Source organism: Streptomyces katrae, from assembly GCF_000717655.1.
Classification (GTDB): domain Bacteria; phylum Actinomycetota; class Actinomycetes; order Streptomycetales; family Streptomycetaceae; genus Streptomyces; species Streptomyces katrae_B.
In genome coordinates this window covers 311721-327006 of record NZ_JNZY01000006.1, presented here as the reverse complement: position 1 = coordinate 327006, position 15286 = coordinate 311721, and the positions used below count along the sequence as shown (strand labels likewise).

Annotated in this window: 10 protein-coding genes and 3 pseudogenes; 8 read left to right on the top strand and 5 right to left on the bottom strand. The window is 72.3% G+C overall.

Annotation, left to right across the window (positions count from 1 at the left end):
• From IF09_RS42785 to IF09_RS0110390, 3 genes and pseudogenes are all read left to right on the top strand, one after another.
• Positions 1 to 172: pseudogene (locus IF09_RS42785) on the top strand (ABC transporter ATP-binding protein); the annotation flags it as partial.
• Positions 159 to 810 (top strand): annotated as a pseudogene (locus IF09_RS42780) (hypothetical protein). The pseudogenes IF09_RS42785 and IF09_RS42780, both read left to right, overlap by 14 nt.
• Before the next feature lie 5 nt (positions 811 to 815).
• Positions 816 to 1565 (top strand): sirohydrochlorin chelatase, encoded by a 750-nt coding sequence (locus IF09_RS0110390; RefSeq protein WP_030294219.1) that lies wholly within the window; start codon positions 816 to 818, stop codon positions 1563 to 1565.
• 226 nt (positions 1566 to 1791) lie between these two features.
• Here the strand turns inward: IF09_RS0110390 and IF09_RS0110385 are convergent, their stop codons facing one another.
• Positions 1792 to 2793: a ketopantoate reductase family protein gene (locus IF09_RS0110385; protein ID WP_030294218.1), complete on the bottom strand. Its 1002-nt coding sequence runs from the start codon at positions 2791 to 2793 to the stop codon at positions 1792 to 1794.
• A gap of 45 nt (positions 2794 to 2838) precedes the next feature.
• Between IF09_RS0110385 and IF09_RS0110380 the strand changes: the two genes are divergently transcribed.
• Together IF09_RS0110380 and IF09_RS0110375 are read left to right on the top strand one after the other, a co-directional pair.
• Entirely contained in the window at positions 2839 to 3687 is an 849-nt protein-coding gene (locus IF09_RS0110380) for an aldo/keto reductase (protein ID WP_030294216.1), read from the top strand.
• Positions 3688 to 3823: 136 nt separating this feature from the next.
• Positions 3824 to 5686, top strand: a complete 1863-nt coding sequence (locus tag IF09_RS0110375) for a DNA/RNA non-specific endonuclease (RefSeq protein ID WP_030294215.1) — start codon at positions 3824 to 3826, stop codon at positions 5684 to 5686.
• A gap of 10 nt (positions 5687 to 5696) precedes the next feature.
• Here IF09_RS0110375 and IF09_RS0110370 read toward each other — a convergent pair whose 3' ends face one another.
• Together IF09_RS0110370 and mgt are read right to left on the bottom strand one after the other, a co-directional pair.
• Positions 5697 to 6254 (bottom strand): DUF1697 domain-containing protein, encoded by a 558-nt coding sequence (locus IF09_RS0110370; protein ID WP_030294214.1) that lies wholly within the window; start codon positions 6252 to 6254, stop codon positions 5697 to 5699.
• A pseudogene (mgt, locus tag IF09_RS0110365) lies at positions 6251 to 7557 on the bottom strand (macrolide-inactivating glycosyltransferase). Before mgt ends, IF09_RS0110370 begins: the two are co-directional and overlap by 4 nt.
• 57 nt (positions 7558 to 7614) lie before the next feature.
• On the opposite strand from mgt, the gene IF09_RS0110360 reads away from it, so the two are divergent.
• The 3 genes from IF09_RS0110360 to IF09_RS0110340 all read left to right on the top strand — a co-directional run bounded on the left by IF09_RS0110360 (position 7615) and on the right by IF09_RS0110340 (position 12833).
• On the top strand, positions 7615 to 8475 hold the full coding sequence (locus tag IF09_RS0110360) for a phosphotransferase enzyme family protein (RefSeq protein WP_030294212.1): 861 nt from the start codon (positions 7615 to 7617) through the stop codon (positions 8473 to 8475).
• 744 nt (positions 8476 to 9219) lie between these two features.
• The gene (locus IF09_RS0110345; protein ID WP_158709945.1) at positions 9220 to 11304 is read left to right on the top strand and encodes a hypothetical protein; all 2085 of its coding nucleotides are present in this window, start codon (positions 9220 to 9222) and stop codon (positions 11302 to 11304) included.
• Positions 11301 to 12833, top strand: a complete 1533-nt coding sequence (locus tag IF09_RS0110340) for a hypothetical protein (RefSeq protein ID WP_037634495.1) — start codon at positions 11301 to 11303, stop codon at positions 12831 to 12833. The genes IF09_RS0110345 and IF09_RS0110340 overlap by 4 nt, the downstream gene beginning before the upstream one ends.
• 58 nt (positions 12834 to 12891) lie before the next feature.
• On the opposite strand, the gene IF09_RS0110335 is transcribed toward IF09_RS0110340, so the two are convergent.
• Positions 12892 to 13638, bottom strand: coding sequence for a 3'-5' exonuclease (locus IF09_RS0110335; protein WP_030294207.1), 747 nt, complete (start codon positions 13636 to 13638; stop codon positions 12892 to 12894).
• Between the two features lie 81 nt (positions 13639 to 13719).
• Positions 13720 to 15042, bottom strand: coding sequence for an SAV2148 family HEPN domain-containing protein (locus IF09_RS0110330; RefSeq protein ID WP_030294206.1), 1323 nt, complete (start codon positions 15040 to 15042; stop codon positions 13720 to 13722).
• Between the last annotated feature and the right edge of the window lie 244 nt (positions 15043 to 15286).

Below are 15286 nucleotides of genomic sequence, written 5' to 3'. Positions count from 1 at the left end.
GCGGCTCGCGCAGCGTGTGGTCCTGCTGTCCTCGCGGCCCGGCCGCATCGCCAAGGAATGGACCGTCGGCATCCCGCAGCCCCGCCGCATCGAGGACGCCGACGTCGCGGAACTGTCCCTCGAGATCACTGAACACCTGCGTGGGGAGATCCGCCGCCATGGCCAGCACTGACATCAAGCCCGAGGGCAAGGCCGACCGCACCGATGATCTCGCCGGACTGGAGGCGGGCCTCGACGCGCTCGACGCGGTCCAGACCCACCGCACCCCGGTCCGCGAGGTCCTCGTCAAGAAGGCCCTGCCGCCGTTCCTCGCCGTCGGCCTGGTCCTGCTGGTCTGGCAGGTCCTGGTCTCGCTGAAGGTCACCGACGAGACGAAGCTCCCCGCTCCGTCCGCGGTCTGGGACAGCCTGTCCGAGATGTGGCTCAAGGGCACCCTCCTCGACGTCATCTGGACCAGCGTGTCGCGCGGTCTGCTCGGCTTCCTGCTCGCCCTGGCCATCGGCACCCCCCTCGGACTCATCGTCGCCCGCGTCAAGTTCGTCCGCGCCGCGATCGGCCCCATCCTCCAAGGCCTGCAGTCCCTGCCCTCGGTCGCCTGGGTACCCCCTGCCGTCCTCTGGTTCGGGCTCAACGACGCCATGATGTACACGGTCATCCTGCTCGGCGCCGTCCCCTCCATCGCCAACGGCCTCGTCTCCGGCCCTCGCCATCATCCTCATCCTCGTCGTCGGCATCGCCATCGACCTGCTCATCTTCAGCCCGGTCGAGCGGTACGTACTGCGCAGCCGCGGCCTGCTGGTGAAGAGCTGACCGGCATGTCCCCTGTCCTGCTGGTCATCGCCCACGGCAGCCGCGACCCGCGGCACGCGGCGACCGTGCACGCCCTCACCCGGCGGGTGCGGGCGCTGCGGCCCGGGCTGCGGGTGGAGACGGCTTTCCTGGACTTCGACACCCCGACGGTGGCGCAGGTGACCTCCGCCCTGTACCGGTCCGGCGTACGGGAGATCGTGGCCCTCCCGCTGCTCCTGACGCGGGCGTTCCACGCGAAGTCCGACATACCCGCGGTGCTGGCCGAGGCCGCGTCCCGGATGCCGGGCCTCTCGTTCCGGATCGCGGACGTGCTGGGCCCGTCCCCGCTGCTGGTCGGAGCCCTGGAGCGCCGTCTCGCGGAAGCGGGCCTCACTACGGCGGACCGCGCCACCACCGGTGTGGTGCTCGCGTCCGCCGGTTCCTCCGACCCGGAGGCGATCGCAGTGATCGCTGAAATCGCGCGGGAGTGGCGGCACACCGGCTGGTGCGCCGTGCGGCCTGCGTTCGCCTCCGCTCGCCTGCCCCGTACGGAGGACGCCGTACGGGCCCTGCGCGCCGAGGGCGTCCGCCGGGTGGCCGTGGCCCCGTACGTCATCGCCCCCGGGCGCCTGCCGGACCGTATCTCGGCGGGCGCGGAAGCCGCCGGGGCGGACGTAGTGGCCGACGCGCTCGGCGCGGCTCCCGAGCTGGCCCGCCTGCTGCTGCGCCGCTACGACGCGGCGGCCGTCGGCGTGCCGCTCCTCGCCGCGGCCTGATTCTCGTTCGAGTGATCCCGGGCTCGCCTTCGTGGATCTCTGGCTAGTCCAGCAGCGAGGTTCCGTGCACCATACAACGGAATCGATCGTCGGCGGCGTTCTGTCCCCGGGGCCGGTACACCGGCACCCGCGGCGCGGACGGCCGCCTCTCCGGCCTCACCGTCGACCTGAACAACCCCTCCAGCCAGTCCACCTGGCGCAGCGACCGTACGTTCTGACGTGACTTCTAGGCCCTGGCCGCCGCCTCGTCGGCCAGGGCCGTCAGGTCCTCGACGCTCATCGCGCCCGGCGGGAGGCCTTCGCGGGCGAAGATGTTCGCAGCGTGCCGGAGGGTGTCGTTCACCGGGGTCGGGATCCCGTGGAGCCGCCCCAGCAGCGAGATCTCGCCGTTGAGGTAGTCCGCCTCGATCGAGCCCGTGCCCCGGTGCAGGGACTGCCAGGACGACCCGCCCCGCAGGCCGGGCGGCTGGTCGACCTTGCCGTCACGGGCCGCCGACTGCTCCGCGTCCGAGGCGTACGCAATCCCGGCCGCGTCGAACGCCGCCTTCGCCTCGCGGATCGCGCGGAGCAGCAGCGCGCCCTTCGCCGGGTCGGGCTCCGGCCCGGTCGTCGCCTGGATCGCGTTGCCGAGGTTCCCCAGCAGCTTCGCGTACTTCCACCGCATCACGTCCTCGACGACCGGTGCCTCGAAGCCCGATTTCTCCAGGTCGGCCGCGATCCGCCGGGCCCGGGCGTCCGCGCCCCCGGCGGCCAGTCCGATGTGCAGGATCCCCGTCAGCGGCGCGCACAGCGCGGACACGACCCCCGGCTCCAGGAACGTGGCGGGCAGCCATACGCAGACCCCGTACACGCGCGCGAAGCGGCGCAGCGCCAGCCGCTCGCTCTCCACCCCGTTCTGCGCACACAGCACCGGCAGCCGCTGCGCCGCCGTGCCGCCGCCCGCGACCTCCGCGTCGCCCCACGCATCGAGCGCGGCGATCGCGTCCTGGGTCTTGACGGTCAGCAGCAGTACGTCGTCCGGCCGCAGTTCCCCCAGCTCCGCCGGGCCCGTGACCACGGGGATCCGGTGCACCCGGGCCCCGTCCGCCGTCGTGAGCCGCAGCCCGTCCGCCGTCAGGGCCTGCGCGTGCGCACCGCGCGCGACGAGCACGACCTCCGCGCCCGCTTCCGCCAGGCGTCCGCCGATGGTCGCGCCGATCGCGCCGGCGCCGATGATGATGTAACGCATGGCCAGGAGCCTGGCACATCGGGAGCCCTGAGTTACCGTCGGGGCATGGTGGACGACATGTTCCTTCTCGGCGGCGATCTCCCCGTACGGCGGCTCGGCCTCGGCACGGGCGGTCTGGTCGGACCCGGCTACTGGGGCCCGCGCGGCAGCCGCGCCGAGGCCCGGGTCTTGCTGCACACGGCCGTCGACCGCGGTGTCACCTTCCTCGACACCGCCGACAACTACGGCCCCGGCCTGGCCGAGGAGCTGATCGCCGAGGCCCTCCACCCGTACGGGGAGCAGCTCGTCATCGCCACGAAGGGCGGGGTGGTGCGCACCGGCCCCGACCGGTGGCATCACGCGGGGCATCCCGAGCAGCTGCGGGCGATGTGCGAGGCCAGCTTGCGGCGGCTGCGGGTGGAGTGCATCGACCTCTACCAGCTGCACCGCTTCGATCCGGCGGTCCCGGTGGCCGAACAGCTGGGCGCGCTCGCCGGATTGCGGGAAGAGGGAAAGATCCGGCACATCGGGCTGGACACGGTCACCGCCGAGCAGCTGGGCCAGGCGCTGGAGCTCGTCCCGGTCGCCGCCGTGCAGAACCCGTACAACCTGCTGGACCGGTCGTCGGCGCAGGTGCTCGCCCTGTGCGAGGCGCGGGGGATCGCCTTCCTCCCGTACTACCCCCTGGGCAGCGGTTGCCTGACCCGCGAGAGCGCGGCCGCGGTGACCGCCGTCGCCACCGAGCACCGCGCGGGCCCGGGGCAGATCGCGCTGGCCTGGCTGCTGCACCGGTCGCCGGTGCTGTGCCCCATGCCGGGCACCGGCTCCCCCGCCCACCTGGCCGAAAACATTGACGCGGCAACCATCCACCTGACGCCCCAGGAGCTGGCCGTCCTCGACGCGCTCGGCCAGTAACCCGGCCGTAGGCTGGAAGTACACGCACGGAGCGGGGAGCCCCGGTCTGTTTGCGTCGATTTCAACCATCTCGGGGGCCGGAATCTTCTCGGCGGGGCTTCTCTCGCCTGAACTCCTTGCCTGAAGGGAGCCCCTGATGGCTGTCAAGAAGCGCGCGTCCGCCAAGCCCGCGAACGGCCAGGACGAACTGATCACCTCGCTCAAGCAATTCATCCGTACCCGCGGGTCGAGCTACCTCAGCGACCCGAACGTGTCCTCGATCGGCATCGGCTACAAGGAGAAGAACGGGAAGCGGAGCAAGGAACTGGCGCTGCAGTTCACGGTGGACAAGAAGGTCCAGCCGGAGGGCGTACGCGCCGTGGGGAGCGTCGAGATACCGCCGGTCATCGACATAGGCGGCGGCGTCAAGGTGCCGACCGATGTCGTGCAGCGCAGTTACAAGCCGCACTTCCTGGTGGTGCCCGAGGCCCAGACGCCCGAGCGGCAGAAGCGCGTCGACCCGGTCCGTCCCGGGGTGAGCGTCGGCAACGTCAAAGTGAGCGCCGGCACCCTCGGCTGCATCGTCTTCGACAAGAACGACGGCTCGACCTGTGTCCTGAGCAACTGGCACGTGCTGAACGGCCGCACGGGCGTGCCGGGCGACGAGGTCGTACAGCCCGGAACCGCCGACGACAGCCGCATCGCCCTGAACCGGCTCGGCACGCTCAAGCGGTCCCACCTCGGCCAGGTCGGCGACTGCGCCGTCGCCGGCATCACGGAACGCGACTTCGACACGGCGATCCTGGACCTCGGGGTCACGCCGACGAAGCTCGGCGAGCCGCAGATCGACGACAAGGTCGTCAAGAGCGGGCGGACCACCGGTGTCACGCACGGGGTGGTGACGCGGCCCTTCGCCAAGGTGAGCATCGACTACGGTCCGCCGGTCGGGGTGCGCGAGATCGAGTGCTTCGAGATAGGCCCCGACCCCGGCCATCCGGCGGACGGCGACGAGATCAGCCTGCCCGGCGACTCCGGTTCGGCGTGGCTGTTCAAAGCGCGCACCGGCAGGCCGACCGACGTACTGGCCGGTCTGCACTTCGGCGGCGAGAGCGACGCGGATCCCGAGGACCGGGCGCTGGCCTGCTTCCCCCACGCGGTCTTCGAGGAACTGAAGATCACTTTCCAGCCGCCGGCCCGCGATTCGCTGGAGGCGGTGACCGGGTACGATCCGGGCTTCCTCACGGTGCCGATATCCATGCCGCAGCTGGGTGAGGCCGCCAAGGCGGATGCCGTGCAGCTCTCCGGGACCGAGGTCATCCCGTACACCCACTTCTCGCTGGCGCTGAACGGGAAGCGGCGGTTCGCGTTCTGGGTGGCCTGGAACATCGACGGCGGCGCCATCAAGAAGATCGACCGCAGCGGGATCGAGTTCAAGAAGGATCCGCGGCTGCCGGCCGACGTCCAGGTCGGCAATGAGATCTACAAGGGCAACCGGCTCGACCGGGGCCACATAGCGCGCCGCGCCGATCTGATCTGGGGGCCGATGCCCGAGGCGGACCGCGCCAACACCGACTCGTTCTTCTACACCAACATCACCCCGCAGATGGACGACTTCAACCAGAGCGCGAAGGCCGGCATCTGGGGTGAGCTGGAGAACGCCCTCTTCGAGGAGATCGAGGTCGAGGGCCTGCGGGTCAGCGTCTTCGGCGGGCCGGTGTTCCAGGACGACGACCGCGCCTTCCGGGGCGTGCAGCTTCCGCGCGCGTTCTGGAAGGTGCTCGTGTACTCCGAGAAGGGCACCCTCAAGGCCAAGGCGTTCCTGCTGACCCAGAACCTGGTCCTGACGGAGGCCCTGGAGCTGGACGAGTTCCGGGTGTTCCAGGTCATGCTGGGCGAGGTCCAGAAGCGGACCGGCCTCGAGTTCCCCGACGCGATGGTCCAGGCGGACACGCTGGTGGTCCCGAAGGCCCTGGAGGACCGCAGTCCGCTGGAGAGCGTGGCCGACATCGACTGGAGCTAGGGCCCCGGAGCTACGGGGTGTCCTGCGTCAGCTCGACGAGTCTGGCGACGGTGTTCCAGTTGCGGGTCGTCGCGTCGATGCCCTTGAACACGGCGGGCCGGGCGAGGGCCTCGGCCAGTTTGGAGCGGCCCAGCCCGTTCGGGGCGTAGAGGTAGACGACCCGGTCGCCGATCCGGTACTCCTCCGGGAGGTACGCGGGTCCGTCGATCGAGGCGAACCGCTCCTCGCCCGGCTGCTCGGAGAGGAAGGTGGCGTGCAGCTGCTTGCCCTCCAGCTCGGCGGCCGGGAAGGGGCAGGCGTCGGCGACGGCGCGCAGGTAGCCGCCGTCGACCACCAGGCAGCGCACGGCGAAGCCGAAGTGGGCCTCGATGGCCCGCTCCAGCTCGCGGGCCAGGGCGGCCGGGTCCTTCTCCGTGCCGGCGAAGACGGCGTTGCCGCTCTGCAGGTACGTCTGCACCTCGGTGTGGCCGAGGCCCGTCAGGACCTCGCGCAGCTCGGCCATCGGGACCTTCTTGGCCCCGCCGACATTGATTCCGCGCAGCAGGGCCGCGTACTTCTTCGTGGTCATGACCGAACGATAGGACGGCGCACCGACAACGCGGCCAGTTCGGCCTCGATGAGGTCGGCTGCCTGTCGCGTACCGCCCTCGGTGGCCATCTGCGCGCGGACGGCCTCGGCGCGGGCCGCGACCCCGGGGTCCGCGGCGAGCCCGAGGACGGCCTCCCGCAGGGTCGGGGCGTCGGCCTCCTCCATGGGCACGTGCCGGGCGACGCCGAGTCCCTGGAGCATGTCGGCGTTGCCGAACTGGTCGACGGCCTGCGGGACGGCGACCATCGGGGTGCCGGTGGCGAGGCCTTCCTGGCTGCCGCCGGCGCCCGCGTGGGTGATGAAGGCGTCGGCCTGGCGCAGGATGTCCAGCTGGGGTACCCAGCGGTGGACCTCCACGTTGGCGGGGACGGTGCCCAGTTCGGCCTCGTCGGTGGACCTGCCGATCTGGAGGACGACATGCCAGTCGGGCAGGTCACCGAAGGCCTCGATGCAGGCGCGGTAGAAGGCGGGCTGCCTGGTGAAGGTGGAGCCGAGGGAGACCAGCAGCACCTTCTTGCCCTCCGCTGCCGCCGGGCGCTCCCAGGCGCCTTGGCCGGCGGGGCGGTCGCCCTGGCAGGAGCCGACGAAGGTGTGGACGGACTCGTCGACGCGGTCGGCGTGCGGCTGGAGGGCGCGCGGGATGAGCACGATGCTGCGGCGCGGCCGGCCGACGAAGGGGTCGGGGTCCTCGTCGATGCCGTTCTCGTCGAGCCAGGCGCGGAAGCGGGCGTAGTACGCCTGTCCGCGTTCGGAGGCGCGCAGTTCGGCCGTCATCGGCTCGCCGACCTCCTCTTCGTACCCGGTCCAGGCGACCAGGTTCGGGGAGAGGGAGACGGCGGGGACGCCCCAGCGGTGGGCGAGGACGCGCGCCGGGTAGGAGGTGATGTCATGGAGGACCAGATCGGGTTCATCGCCCTCGAAGGCCGCCGCGAGCTGCGGCAGGGCCTGGACGGCGTCGTTCAGGAACGGCTCGATGTTGTCGATGAGCTCGGCGCCCCAGGCCTCGGGCTCGTCGTCGGTGGGGAGGGTGGAGTTCCAGATCACCGGTGTGGCTCCGGTCTCCGCGATCTTCTCGGCGAAGGAGGCGGGAATGGCGTAGCTGACGCGGTGGCCGCGGGCGACGAGTTCCCGGATCACTTCGATGCTCGGGTTCACGTGCCCGGGGGCGGCGATGGAGAACATGGCGATGTGTGCGGGCTTGGCTGAGGTCATGCCTCGAGGCTAACGAGACGATACGTCTCGTGCAACGTGGATTTCCGGCCGCCCGCAGGGCCGGGCGGCACGGGCCCGGGTGCGAGACTGGGCGGATCCACGAAGATCCGGATCCGGAGAGACACGGCATGGACGAGGCACGGGCCAGGGACGTACTGAAGGCGGCGGGCCTCACGGGACCGGCCGGGCCGCCCACCCTGCTGGCGCTGGGCGAGAACGCGGTCTTCGCGGCGGGCGATCTGGTGGTGAAGGTCGGCCGGGAGGCGGCGCTGCTGGAGCGGGCCGAGCGGGAGCTCGCCGTGGCGGGCTGGCTCGAGGCGGCCGGGATCCCGGCGGTGCGTGCGGCCGAGCCGAAGCCGCGGCTGGTGGCGGGACACCCGGTGACCCTGTGGCACCGCCTCGCGGACGCGGTCCGGCCGGCCGGGCCCGAGGACCTGGCGGTGCTGCTGCGGCAGATCCACGCCCTCCCGGCGGCCCCGTTCGCGCTGCCCGCCCGGGACCTGCTGGGCGGGGTCGAGCGCTGGCTGCGGCTGGCGGGCGGGGCCGTCGACCCGGCCGACGCGGCGTACTTGCGGGCCCGGCGCGACGCGTACGCCGGCGAGGTCGCCGCACTCACCCCGCACCTGCCGCCGGGCCCGATCCACGGCGACGCCCTCCCCCGCAACGTCCACGTGGGCCCGGACGGGCCGGTACTGGTGGACCTGGAGACCGTCTCGGCCGATCTGCGCGAGCACGACCTGGTGGTGATGGCCCTCTCCCGCGACCGGTACGGGCTGCCGGGACGGTCGTACGAGGCCTTCACGGCGGCGTACGGCTGGGACGTCCGCGACTGGGAGGGCTGCGCGGTCCTCCGCGGCGCCCGCGAAACGGCGAGCTGCGCCTGGGTCGCCCAGCACGCCCCGGCGAGCCCGGAGGCGCTGGCCGAATTCCGCCGCCGGGTCGCCTCCCTGCGCGACGGAGACCCGGAATTGCGCTGGCACGCTTTCTAGTGCCGTGACCGCAGTGGCCGTGCCGTACCGAGAACCGCACATGAGACGGCACACCACGATCCACGCCGCCGCCTCGGCGGCGACGGAGTTCCAGGCCATCCACCCGACCCGCACCCCGGTCGGGGCGATGCTCCTCGACGACGCCTTTTCCTGAACGGCTGGTTCGAGCATGAGGCCGCGCAGACCACCGCAGGGCGGTGGGCCCTCGCGGCCCCCTCGCCCCGGCCGCTGCTCCGCCTGCCGGTCCGGGCCAACGCGGCGGGCGGACCGGACGCGGGCGCGCGGCGCCCGTGGGCCTCGTCCTGCTGCACCCTTCCCTGCAGTTCGCCTGGAGCTGCGCGGCCGGCTCGGCCGCGGGCGCCCGCGCGCCCTGGACCTGCGCCGCCGACCCCGCCGCGGGCCCGGCGCATCCGACCGGCGCCACCGGGGGAACCGGGACCGGAGCGTGGACCGCGAGCCCGCCGAGACCGTGACCTGCATCCTGGACGACCGCGGGGCGTGGCCCTGGCCGGGCACCTCCTCCTGCCGCGGCAGCGGATGCGCTCCGTGCCTGAGGGTGCCCGTGGGTGCCTACGGGCCCACAGGGGCGACACAAGGGGCCAAGGGGGCGTTCCGCCCAACATGAGTCACGAACGTATAACCGAGAGGCAGGGGTTCGCCATATACCTGTGGCGCTATGCAGTCATCCGCCTACGCTCCATCCATCGCGGTGGTGGTCGAGCCGCACGACGGGGTGGGGGTCACGTGACGTTGTACGGACGGACGGCACTGCTCGATGCCGTCGTGCCTTCACTGGTGGGACTCCAGTCGCGGGGCGCCGCCCGGCTGCGGATACCGGGCGGGAGCCCGCTGCTGATCGAGTGCTGCGGCGGCCGGCTCACCGGCAAGACCGCGCTTCTGAAAGACCTGTCGGACCGGTATGCGCAGCGCTTACCTCAGGCGTACGCCGACCTCGGGGCAGCGGACTTCGGCCGGCCGGGGCTGGCCTCCGTGGCCGACGAAACCACGGCCAACGCCTCGGGCACCTCGGACCTGCTCTTCTACCTGATGGACGGGCTGAGCCAGAAGCCGAACGAGTTCGGCGGGAAGCTGTCCTTCCCGCGGCTCACCCAGGGGCTGCTCGCGATCACCAGCTGGCAGTCCGTGGTCGTCCAGCCCGCCGAGCTGCCGGCCGCCCGCCGCCGGCTCGCGGGACTGCTCCGGGAGAGCCAGCCCGACCTCCAGGAACGCAACCAGCGTGTGGCCGGCTGGATCAGGCAGGTCACCCCGGCCGCCGCGGCGGGGCTGGGCCCCGGGGTGGGCGAGCTGGTGGCGCCGCTCACCGACATCGTCACCACCGAACTGTTCGGCCCGCGCGCCAACAAGCACGGCCTGAGCTGGTGGGCCGAGCGGCGGGTCGGCCCTCAGGGCGACGGGCACTCCCAGCTGACCGATCTCGCCATGCGCTTCCGCGGCGACGGGGGCGACCGGCGGCGCGCCGAACACCACCTGGTGGCCGCCCTCTTGGAGGACATCGCCGACCACTACACCTGGCTGCGCCTGAAGAACCGGGTGCCACGCCCCCTGCTGCTCCTCGACAACGTCCACACCCCGCTCGGCCGGGCTGTCCTGGACACACTGACCCGCGTCTGGCACGACGAGCCCGCCCGGACGCGTCCCGGCATCGTCGCGACGGCCCTCGCGGAGGAGCCGGCCGTGCCCGGCTCCGACGACACGGCCCCGTCGACCAGGAGTGCATCGGGCCCGTTCTGGCGGCAGGACCGGCCGCAGACGGCGGCCGGCTGGGTGCTGAGGCTGCCGCTGGCACAGCTCGACCTCGACGAGGTCGCGGAGATGTTCGGCGCGGACCGGCCGGAGCCCGGCACCGCCCACGTGATCCACCGGCTCAGCGCCGGACGCGCCGGGGTCGCCGACGCCTTGGTGCAGGCCGCCCAGCGGAGGATCCGCCGCCATGAACCCGTCGAGCACGGCGCGCTGCTCGACCTGCCGATCGAGCTGCCGGCGCCCGAGGACGGGCCGACGCTGCCGGTGTACGAACGGCTGCTGCGGCTCCTGACCCCCGACGGGGAGACGAGGGAGCGACTCGCCTACTACACCCCGGCCCTCGACGACGCGGCCGCCCACGTGCTGAACGCCGGCTACGCACCCCGTCACCGTGGCGGGGAGCCCGTGGCGGGGGCCGCCGTCGTGCCCGTGGCGGGGACCAGGAGCCTGTTGCGGCAGGAGTGCTGGGACCATCGCCCCTGGCCGGGTACGGACGGGCCCTTCGTCGGTCATCCCACCCTGCGCGCCCTGCTCGTACACGACCTGCGAACCCGCATGGGACGGGCAGAGACCGAGGAGTGGACCGGCAGCCACGAGCGCCTGCGCATCCTGTACCCCACGGACGCGGCCGAGCCGCACGATGCCCGCTACTTGCACCACTCGCTCGCGATCGGCGACACCGACCTCGTCGTCCGCGCCCTGCTCAGACGCCTGGCCGGACAGGACGCGCCGGGGTGGCTCGCCGCTCTCAACCTGGTCTGCGCCGCGCCGCACCCGCCGGGCAACGCCGCCGAACCGGCCACGGACCCGCGCACAGCCGGGGGCGACCCCGTGCGCCAGGCCGTGGAGCTCCTCGTTCTCAACCTGTGGCTGCAATCGCACCCGCTCGCACACCCCGACCAGCAGAAGATCAACAGCATCAGGCTGCAGCTGCTCACCCTGGCCCAGAACAGCTCCGTCGGCCCCCAGAAGGTCTTCTACCAGGCCTACGAAGAGTGGCCGCAGCTCCTGAACCGCTGGCTCCAGGCACCCGACCTGCCGACCTACGGAGAGCCCCGCACATGACACTCTGGCCCGCCGGACCGCTGAACCGCGCCCTGCTGACCGCCGCCGTCGCCATCGTCCTGGGAACCGGCGGCTACGTCGGCTACGACTACTGGTTCGCCGAGGACTGCGCCCCCGGCGTGGCCAAGCGCGGCCCCAAGCACGAGTGCGTCGGCGTCACCGACGGCAGCTTCGTCTTCGCCCCGTCGCTGAAGCAGGTCACCGAGCGGATCAAGGCGGAGAACGACAGCGTCGCCGACAAGTCCCCCGCCACCGTCGCCCTGATGATCCCCATGATCTCCGACGCCCCCGCAGAGCGGCGGGAGTACGTCGAGCAGGTACAGGGCGCCTTTCTGGCCCAGTACCGCGCCAACCACCAGGCCAACAACAAACAGCCGCCCATCCGGCTGGTGCTCGCCAACCCGGGCAGGGGCTACAAGGAGTGGCGCACCGTCGCCGACCAGCTGGCGCAGGCCGCGTCCGACAAGAAGCAGAATCTGCGGGCCGTCGCCGGCATCAACATCAGCATCACCGAGACCGAGGAGGCCGTCCGCTACCTCACCAAGGAGAAGGGGATCCCGGTCGTCGCCGGCCCCATGACCGCGGACGACATCAAGAACACCGAGGCTGACGAGTACCGCTACCCGGGCCTGGCCCGGGTAGCCCCCGGCAACACCGACCAGGCCGACGCCCTCGCCTCGTACGGGGCGGACATCAAGCCCGAAGAGACGCTGGTGGTCGAGGACGTCCGCGAGGGCGACAACTACCTGACCAGCCTGCGCCAGACCTTCCAGAAACTCGCCAAGGGAGCGCCCAACGCCCCCGAGACCTTCCGGTCGCCGCCCGACTTCAACGACGAGGGCAACCTCGCCAACGACTTCCACCAGATGGTGCCGGACATCTGCACCTCCGCGGCGAAGACCGTCTACTTCGCCGGCCGCCCGGTGCAACTGCGTCAGTTCCTCGTCGAGCTGGGCGACCGGACCTGCAACAAGCCCTACACCGTCATCAGCGGCTCGCACGCCTCCACCCTGACGGTCGACGAAAAGTTCACCGACCACTGGGACGCCCTGACCAAGGGCGCGGGCATCACCGTGCGTTACGCGGCCCTGGCCCACCCCGGCGCCTGGGGGGACGACAGCACCGCGGCGACCGGCGGCTCCAAGGCGGCGCTGAAGGAGCTGACCGACCTGGCCCAGAAACTCGGAACCAAGGAGCCGGACTCGATGGGGTCCGTCGACCTCTCCGACGGCCGCGTCATCATCACCTACGACGCGGTCACCACCGCCGTCGCGGGCATCCGCAACAACGCGGTGGGCGACGTGAAGATGCCCTCTCTCTCCGACGTCACCGCCGGCTGGCTGCGGCTGCACGGCAACAACCGGGTCGAGGGTGCCAGCGGCTGGATCTGCCTCGACAAGTACGGCAACCCGTACAACAAGACCGTCTCCATCGTCCACCTCAACCCGGTGAAGAAGACCGCCGACTTCGACGGCATCGCGTGGCCCGCCGGCCGGGCCCCCGACGCCAACTGCTCCATCCCCAACTGAAACCGGTGGCGCGCCCGTCCGGCGCCCACGAGCGGAGAGCCGAATCCGGCCGAGGCCCTCAGGCCGAGGCCGGCAGCAGGCTCCGCAGCGGCCACGCCGGGTCGATCACCGCGTCCGGGGTCCCCTGGCGGCGCAGGTACGACTGGAAGTCGCGGGCCCAGCGCTCGTGCCAGCCGCCCTGGCGGACATGCAGGTCGGCCGGGGTGAGCGCCGCCACCTCCGGGTGGCGGGCGGCTATCGCTCGGGCCACCTGCACCGCGGCCAGCGCGTCCGCGCCCGCGTCGTGCGCGGCGTCCAGCGTGACCCCGTACACCCCGCACACCGCCTCCAGCGTCCGCTTGCCGCGCCGGTAGCGGTCCACGGCCCGGTCGATGGTCAGCGGGTCCACCACGGGGCCGGTCTGCTGAGCCCCGCCCAGCCGGTCGGCCAGCGAAGGCAGCCCGTGCCGGGCCAACTCGGCCGTCAGCAGCGTCAGGTCGAAGGCCGCGTTGTACGCGACGACCACCGCGCCCCGCCGCCAGTGCTCGACGAGCACCTGCGCGACCTCGTCCGCGACCTCGCGCACGGGGCGGCCCTCCGCCACCGCGCGCTCCGTGCTGATCCCGTGGATCGCCGAGGCGCCCTCGGGGATCGGTATCCCCGGGTCCGCGAGCCAGCCGCGCCGTTCGCGCACCTCGCCCGCCCGCACCTCGACCACCGCCGCCGTCACGATCCGCGACTCCCCCGGCTCCGTGCCGGTCGTCTCCAGGTCGAATCCGATCAGCACACCGCCGTGCCAGTCCCCCGTGTCGCGCCAGTTCTCCACCCCGTGCCCCTCCCCCGTACTCCCCGTGCACCCCGTACACCTTCGGTCAACGACTTTCAGCCTGCCACGGGGCACTGACAGTCACGACACCGGGCGGGAGTCCTGCCAGATCGACTCGAATTCCTCCCGGTACGTCGGGAACAGCCCGTGCTCCGCGTCCCGCGAGGAACCACGGGCGCCGCCGCCCCGCAGCACCAGCACCGGCGCCTCCATGCCGCGCGCCCGGCGCAGGTACGACTGCACGACCGCGATGCCCGAGGACTCCCCCTCCACCAGGTAGGCGGTGAAGCGGGGCGTCTCGTCGAAGACGTGGATCTCGAACCGCGAGGGATCCCGCAGCCCCGCCCGCACCCGGCGCACATGCAGGATGTTCATCTCCACCGAGCGGCTCAGCTCGCCCTTGCGCAGGCCGAGCTCCCGCTCCCGCCGCTTCACGGCGCTGCTGGCCGGGTTCAGGAACAGCAGCCGGACCCGGCAGCCGGCCTCCGTGAGGCGCACGAGTCTTCGGCCCGAGAAGTTCTGGACCAGCAGGTTGAGCCCTATGCCGATGGCGTCGAGCCGGCGCGCCCCGCCGAACAGGTCCTCCGCGGGGAGCTGGCGCTGCAGCCGAACCCGGTCCGGGTGGACCGAGATGACGTCCGCGTACCGGTCGCCCACCAGGTCCTCGACGGCATCGATCGGCAGCCGGTCCGCCGCCGGGGACCCCGCACCGCCGCCCAGCACCTCCAGCAGCCGGGCCGAGGCCCGCTCCGCCTGCTCCAGCACCGCCCGCGACAGCGCCCGGTTGCGGGAGACCACGTTCCGGGTGACCTCCAGCTCGTCGAGCGCGAGCTCGATCTCCCGCCGGTCGTCGAAGTACGGTTCGAAGCACGGCCAGTGCTGGACCATGAGCTCCCGCAGCTGCGGGAGCGTCAGGAAGCTCAGCACGTTGTCGTCGGCCGGGTCCAGCAGGTAGCCCTTGCGCCGGCTGACCTCGCGGACCGCGACGGCCCGCTGCACCCACTCCTGGCCGGCGGGTCCGGCGGCCGCGACCACCCAGTCGTCCCCGCCGTGCACGGGCTCGTAGATCGGCCGCAGCACCGCGCCGACGACGGCGCGCAGCCGCTGCTCGATGAGGTTCAGCCAGATGTACGCGCGCCCGGCGCGCTGCGCCCGGGTCCTGACCTCGCTCCACGCGTCCGCGCCCCAGTCCAGCTCGGCCCCGGCCCGCACACTCCCGGCCGCCGTCGGGGCCAGCGACACCGCCCCGGCCGGCACCCCCGTGGGAACGCCGCCCGACACCCCGCCCGACACGCCGCCCGACACCCCGCCGGGCGCACCACCGGGTGCACCTCCTGGGGCGTCCGCCGGGCCGCCCTCGTGACCGCTGTCACCAGGGGGCAGCTCCAGACCTCCCGAGCTCACCCGTGCACCGCCTTCTGCGTCTGGACGCCCGTCTCCAGTGATCACGGAAGGGTACTCCGAGCGCGGCGCCCGATGCAGCCCGATGGCCCGTACACCGGTGGTCGGTTGACCCATTATCCGATGCCCGCATAGTCCGCTGACCCGCATATCAGCTCTCCGGGTCACCCGGGAGGAGCATCCCAAGTCCCCGCGTGCGGGCCCACTTTCGGGGAAGATCTGCAGAGACGTGGTCCACGCCGGATCA